This window comes from Gemmatimonas sp., assembly GCF_036405635.1.
GTDB lineage: Bacteria > Gemmatimonadota > Gemmatimonadetes > Gemmatimonadales > Gemmatimonadaceae > Gemmatimonas.
The window spans coordinates 1-6,402 of the sequence record NZ_DASWXE010000108.1 but is presented as its reverse complement, the minus strand read 5'-3'; the positions used below and the strand labels follow the sequence as shown (position 1 = coordinate 6,402).

Annotated in this window: 4 protein-coding genes; 1 reads left to right on the top strand and 3 read right to left on the bottom strand. The window is 65.9% G+C overall.

Annotation, left to right across the window (positions count from 1 at the left end; translation table 11 throughout):
* Positions 1–64 precede the first annotated feature (64 nt).
* On the top strand, positions 65–496 hold the full coding sequence (locus VGE27_RS09400) for a DUF6941 family protein (protein ID WP_331049393.1): 432 nt from the start codon (positions 65–67) through the stop codon (positions 494–496).
* 59 nt (positions 497–555) lie between these two features.
* Here VGE27_RS09400 and VGE27_RS09395 read toward each other — a convergent pair whose 3' ends face one another.
* From VGE27_RS09395 to VGE27_RS09385, 3 genes are all read right to left on the bottom strand, one after another.
* Positions 556–1,332 carry an NlpC/P60 family protein gene (locus tag VGE27_RS09395; RefSeq protein WP_331049392.1) on the bottom strand — a complete coding sequence of 259 codons (777 nt, stop codon included), beginning with the start codon at positions 1,330–1,332 and terminating at the stop codon, positions 556–558.
* Between the two features lie 28 nt (positions 1,333–1,360).
* Complete coding sequence (locus tag VGE27_RS09390) at positions 1,361–5,236, bottom strand: PAS domain S-box protein (RefSeq protein ID WP_331049391.1); 3,876 nt, start codon at positions 5,234–5,236, stop codon at positions 1,361–1,363.
* A gap of 67 nt (positions 5,237–5,303) precedes the next feature.
* A partial coding sequence (locus VGE27_RS09385) for a translocation/assembly module TamB domain-containing protein (RefSeq protein ID WP_331049390.1) occupies positions 5,304–6,402 on the bottom strand: 1,099 nt, incomplete at its 5' end.

Sequence of the window (6,402 nt, the reverse complement as noted above, 5' to 3'; positions counted from 1 at the left end):
TCAGAGGGCATCCCGCAATCTAGGCGGACCGTGCCGACCGCTGGTAGCGCCGTTAGGTTGGGGGATGAACGTCACCTTTGCGCTCTTCGCCGACGCCGCGAACATCTCCCAGGAAGGGAAGCTCAACATCCTGGGCATCTTCGACTCGGTCCATGTGGGCCAGTTCCCCAGCCTGCACCCACGCGGCACGCTGGTGTTGCGCCTCAAGGCCTCACCGGCCGACCAGGGCACCCATCAGCTTGCGCTGCGTTGGACCAACCCGCGTGGGGTAGAGCTCTGGACATCACAGGCCGAGCTCGAAATCGGTCCGCCGGTGTCGAATGCCACCGAAGTCGATATGCCGATCATCGTGCAGCTCGACCTGCCACTCGATATCGTGGGCGACTACCGCATGACGGTCACCATCGACGAGCGGCCGCAGACGATCGCCGTGCTGCATGTGCGCGGTGGCGCCGCACCGATGGTGCCGCCGGCCACTGGGCAGATGATGAGCTGAATGACAACGGCGTCGTCAGACCCTCTGACGACGCCGTCATTGCTGTGGTGTTTGCGCTTTCAGGTCAGGCGCATCCGGTGCACGCCGGTGCACTGGGCCCTGAGACGGGCCACGTAGGGATCGTCCGCCGCCAGCTGCTCGATCGTCACGCCGCCACGCGCCAGTGCGCTGTGCACCATGCGTCCGTCGCCCAGCGCCATGCCCACGTGCGTGATGCGGCGATCTTCACGATCGGAGAAGAACAACAGATCGGCCGGCTGATGGGCATCCTCAGCATCCGCACCAACCGGATCGCTGGCCAGTGCCTGCTGCCACGCGTCGCGCGGGAGCGGCACACCGTGCAACAGCGCAATGCGCTGCACCAGCCCAGAGCAGTCCACGCCCCACGGCGTGACGCCACCCCACAGGTAACTCGCGCCGCTGAACAGCGAAGCCGCACTGGCCGCGATTGCCCCGGGCTCCGGCAGGAATCGCGGGGCGCGGGCGTCGGCTGGAATCGCGAGTCCTTCCATGACGTCTGTGGCTGCAGCGATGCGGGCACCGAGAGGCAACCAATGCACCACGCCATTCGCTTCGCGCACCAGACAGCCCAGCGACCAGCGCCAGGTGCCTTCGCCGCCGCCGCTGGGCGCGAGGTAGCCGACATGGGTCCAGCCTTCGTAGCCGTCCATGCCGCGCACCTGCATCCAATCGCCGCGCCCATCGATGACGTCCACCACTTCACCCGCAAGCAGCTGCGACGTGAGTGCGGTGGAGATGCGCGGTTCGCCGAGCAATGGCGCGACAGGCGTGCGCACCGTGCGGCGATCGCTGTTCGACTGCAAGGGATCGGTCATGCGATGTGTCGGATGAGCAACGAAGAGCCTACTTCGGGTCGCCGAGAATCTGGCGGAGACGCGCGTCGAGCTCGGTGAGCGTGAACGGCTTGGCCAGCACCGGGCGTCCCGTCTGCCGCACAAACCGCGCGGCATGATCACTGTGCATGTCACCCGTCATGAACACCACGCGCGCGGCCTGCTCGGGATACGAGTCGATCATGGTCTCGTATACATCCTCACCGGTGATGCCCTGCATGCGCAGGTCCAACAGAATGAGGTCGTAGCTGCGGGCATGCAGCGCGTCCAACGCGGCGCGACCGTCCTGTGCCACGTCGACTTCATAACCCAGCGTGCGCAGGAACCGGCTGATCGCCGAACGCAGGGTGGCCTCGTCCTCGAGCAGCAGGATCGTCGAACCCGAGACGGGCGCCGCTGGACGCGGCAACGTGGCCGGTGACGCGATCGGAGTGGAGCGGGACATCCCGGGACGCGCCAGCGCTTCGGTGATCGCGCTGACCGCTTCGGTGCTGCGGGGCGTGAGTCGGCGATCTGCCAATGCGGGTGCGCCGGCAACGGGCAGCCGCACAATGGCCGTGACGCCCTCGCCGAACCGGGAGAGCACATCCAGCTGGCCGCCATGATCCCGCACGATGGCGTGAGCGATCGTGAGCCCCAACCCTCGCTGGCCACGGGCTGAGCGGGTGGTGAACATCGGCTCGATGACACGACGCAAATGCTGCGGCAGGATGCCGGGGCCGTTGTCACGAACGGTGAGCAGCACCGTCTCACCATCAGCACGCGCTTCCAGCTCGAGCACACGATCGCCACTGCACTCGGCCAGCGCCTGCTCCGCGTTGGTGAGCAGATTGGACACGACCTGCTGCAGCTGCAACGGATCACCATGCACCATGGGCAATGCCGACTCGAGCATGGTGGACACACCGATGCTCTGCGCCTTGAAGCTGTGGCTGAACAGGTCGAGCGCACGGCGCAACACGGTGCCCAGATCGAGCGCCGAGCGACGCCCACCGATCTGCGGGGCCTCGCCGGTGGTGTCGAGCAGTTGGTTCACGATGCGCGACGCACGGCGCGCTTCTTCCACCATCTGCTGCATCGCCCGACGGTCGTCGTCGATGAGCTGCGGCGACGTCACGTGCAACTCAGCGACCGCGAGCAGGCTCGCGAGCGGGTTGTTCAACTCGTTGGCCACGCGTCCAAGCGACTGGCCGACGGCCGCCAGACGGGCCTGCTGCAGCTGCGCCTCGCGCTGGATCTCGTCGTTGGTCACGTCACGTACGATGGCCAGCGCCCCAACCACCTGCCCCGACGCATGAATGGGTGCCGACGTGACCATCGCCATGCGCGGACCGGTGAAGCTCAGGCAGCGGATGTGCAACCGCAAACGTTGCCCACCCAACGTGGCCTGGATGGCCTGCAATGCCTGCGGATGATCGACATTGTCCACCAGATTGGTGAAGTGCATGCCAATCACCTGTTCACGCCGCAGTCCGGTTTCGTCGAGCAGGCACTGATTCACCGAGGTGAAGCGGCCATCGAGATCGACCGTAAAAATGGCATCGCTGGCGCTGTCTACCAGGCGCGAGTACAGCACTTCAGAGCGCTCGCGTGCGAGGGCATCGGCGCGCTGGTCGGTCAGGTCGCGCAAGCACGCCACGGTGCCGCGGATGTCGCCGAGCTCGATGAGCGGTGTGGAACTCACCTGCACCACGCGCCGCGAACCGTCAGCACGGATCACCTCGCACTCGTACCGCACACGCTCGCCCCGTCGTACCGCAGTTTCGGCCGTGGTGACCGTGGACAGCCATTCGGGCGGGACCATCTCACTGGCGGGCACTTCATCGAGGTTGTCGCGCTGGAAAAGCAACTTGGCGGCGGGGTTGGCGAACAACACTTCGCCATTCAGCCCCGTGATCACAATCGCGTCGGACACCGTCTCGAGCACGTTGCGATGCTGTTCGGCAAGACGCGCCGTTTCGGTGACATCGTCGAAACTCACCACGCACCCACCACCCGGGTGTGCACTGACGATGACCGAGAGCAGGCGTCCCTTGGCGAGGTCGCGAATGGTCTCGCGCACCGAGATGCCGTCGCGCATGGCGCGAATGATGGCGGTATCGAAAGCCGAAGCCTCCGGTCCTTCGCCAGCACTCAACAGCACATCGCGGAACCGGCGCCCCAGCAGCCCCGGAATGGTGGTGCCACACAGTTCCGCCGCGCGCGTGTTGCAGCGACTGACCGTGAGCGATTCCTCGAGTACGACGATGCCGCTGGCCGTGCTGTCGAAGGCGAGCTTCCACTCGCGCGTGGCCTTCTCGACCTCCTCGAAGAGACGCGCGTTGTCGATGGCCACGGCCACCTGGTCGGCGAGGCGCTGGATGACCTTGGCGTCGTCCTGATCGAACGGACGATCGCGGTTGATCACGGCAATGGCGCCGATCGTGCCACGGCCGGTTCCCAGCGGCGCCATCACGATGCGCTGTATGCGGGCCAGCTGCTGCACAGTGCGCGTGATGGGCGCCTCGTTGCTCATCTCGTTGAGCACCACGAGTTCGTTGCCCTGTACACAGCGTCCGAGCAGACTGGTATTCAGCGGCAAATGCACCCCGCTCAACACATCGGCCGAGCCGATGGCGGCCACGATGTGCAGATAGTCGCCGGTACGCAGCGCAATGCATGCACCTTCCACGCCCAGCAACGACACCGAGTGCCGGAGGATGAGGCGCAACACCTCGCCCAAACGCAGCGACTCACCAACGGCCCGCGCCACATCGGCCAGGGCCTCGGTGGTACGACGCTCGCGTTCACTTTCAGCATACCGGCGCGCATTGGCCAACGCCGTCGCGGCCTGCGACGCCATCGTGGCCAGCACTTCCTCGTCCTCGGCCGTGTACATGTCGGCGTTGGTGGAGTGCACCGCCAGCACACCGATGAGGCGAATACCCACGCGCATCGGCACCGCCACGACGGACGCGGCCGCTCCCGATTCGCCGATGACATCATGCAACGAGAGCGGCGGGGCCAGGCCGGCCTTCTCGCGTGCACGGTCCGCATCGCGGTCGCCCACACGCACCGGACGCCCCGTGCGCGCGACTTCGGCCACCAACCCTTCGCCCAGTCGCATCACGCCACGCGGGCGCTCTACACCGCGCACAATGCGCAGGCTGGTGTTGAGCACATCGTTCTGCAGGTCGGGCACCAACACGACCACACCGTCACAGCGCACGGCACGCTGCGCCTGACGGGCCAGCTCGCGCATGATTTCCTGTTCGTCGAGCGAGCGCGTGAGCGATGTGCCCGCCTCCTGCAGCAACTGCAGTCGTTCGTGACGCTGCTCGGCCAGCACCTGCAGGGCATCGAACGCCACACGAGCGGCGAGATGGCGTACCACCGTCTCGATATCGCGCATGCGATCGGCGCAGGGGCGACGCCCATCGCGCGAGCCGGCGAGTTTGACGAAACCGAGGATCTCCTGATTGGTGCCCCGCAGTACCCCGACGATCAGGTCCGTGGGCAACCATTCGGCGGGATCGTCGCTCGTGAGCGGATCGGAACCAAAAAACTCGCGCGCCACCCAGGCGTCTCGTCCGTCGAGAACGTAGAGCCCTTCCTCTCGAAACTGCTCGAGGTGCGGCAAGCGTCGCCGCCACACGGCACCCGGCAATGGGGTTTCCGGCAGCGAGATCACGCCGGTGCTCTCGGGCACGCCCGCCATGGCGCCCAGTGTGGGATTCAGCGAGGCATCACGCAGAGAGATCATCACACGAGCGAACCCGCAGATCTCGTGCAACGCGTCGGCAGCCGCCTGTACCCGCGCGCCGGTGCTCCCGGCGCCATCGATGGCGTCGAGCACCTGATTGATCGACTTCGTCGTCGATCCGGTAGCGGGTGTGGTGGGATTCATTGGGTATACGAGGACGAATGGCGGCGGGCGGGAGAAACATGCGGGCCGCCCAACCGACCACCGCAGGTCAGAACGTCCAGTACCGGAAGAAATCGATACCGATCTGCGGAGGGGTCTGCTGGAAGGTACGACTGATGCCGAGGCGCCCACAGGCTTGCGCACTGGACCCCGGCTCGAGGCCCAGCGCAACACTGAGTCCTTGATCAAAACGCCGTTCCACCTTCACGCCAAGACCCTGCGCAAACAATGACAGCGCATCACCGCTGCCCGTTTGTGGGGCGAGTCCGCAAAGACCGGTGCTGAAGGTCAGGTAGGTGTTGCGGGCCACCTGCCCGCCCACGCCCACGCGAGTGGACGCGAGGATGCCAAGTCCATTGACGCGAAGGTTCTCGGCATCACCGGGACTGAGCGCGGTCGGTTCCACCTGCACGACATCGAAGCGTCCGCCCGCCAGGCGACTGGAGAGGTACGATCCCGCGAGGCGCAGGGCGAGCGTGGCTCCCTGCTCCGCATAGGGCGTTCCCAAAAGTGCATAGGCCGGTTCGCCGGTCACCAGATAGCTCAGCATGTCGCTTTCCGGCAGCGGCGGATTGTCCGCGCTGACCAGCGCCAACGTCGGACGATTGATCGTGCCACCGATGTTCACGCGAATGCGCACGTCCTGTCGATTGGAATTCTGGCGTGTCTCGCGCACGACGTGCAGCGCCGTGATATCGAGCGACGGTTCGAGATCGGGGTCGCCGAAGAAGCGCACCAATCCACGCTCCACCTCGAAGCCCGGGCGGGCGATGCCGAGATTGAGCTGATAGGTGCCGCGGTCGACCGTGAGCGAATCGGCGAGAGCCAGACGCGCACCGCGTCCTTCCCGCGAGCCCGAACGGGTCACACGCAGCTGGCCACCGAGCTTGAGATTGGCTTCGGGCGAGCGCAGCCAGACGTCATCACCAATGCCGATGCGCACGTCCTCGAGCTGCAGATTCTGCATGATGGCATTCGGTGCCGACGGCAGCAGCCCGTTCACACCGAAGCGCGTGGTGTCGATGAGATCGAAATTGTCGTTGAGGTCGAGCGCGCGCCGTTGTGCGAGCTGACTGATGTAAATGCGTCCGCGATCGATGCGTACGGCACCCTGCACGCGAGGCGCATCGCTGCTGCCCGACAACGTG

Coding starts and splice junctions, on each gene's coding strand:
- VGE27_RS09400 (WP_331049393.1), top strand. CDS start 65: ATGAACGTCACCTTTGCGCTCTTCGCCGACGCCGCGAACATCTCCCAG.
- VGE27_RS09395 (WP_331049392.1), bottom strand. CDS start 1,332: ATGACCGATCCCTTGCAGTCGAACAGCGATCGCCGCACGGTGCGCACG.
- VGE27_RS09390 (WP_331049391.1), bottom strand. CDS start 5,236: ATGAATCCCACCACACCCGCTACCGGATCGACGACGAAGTCGATCAAT.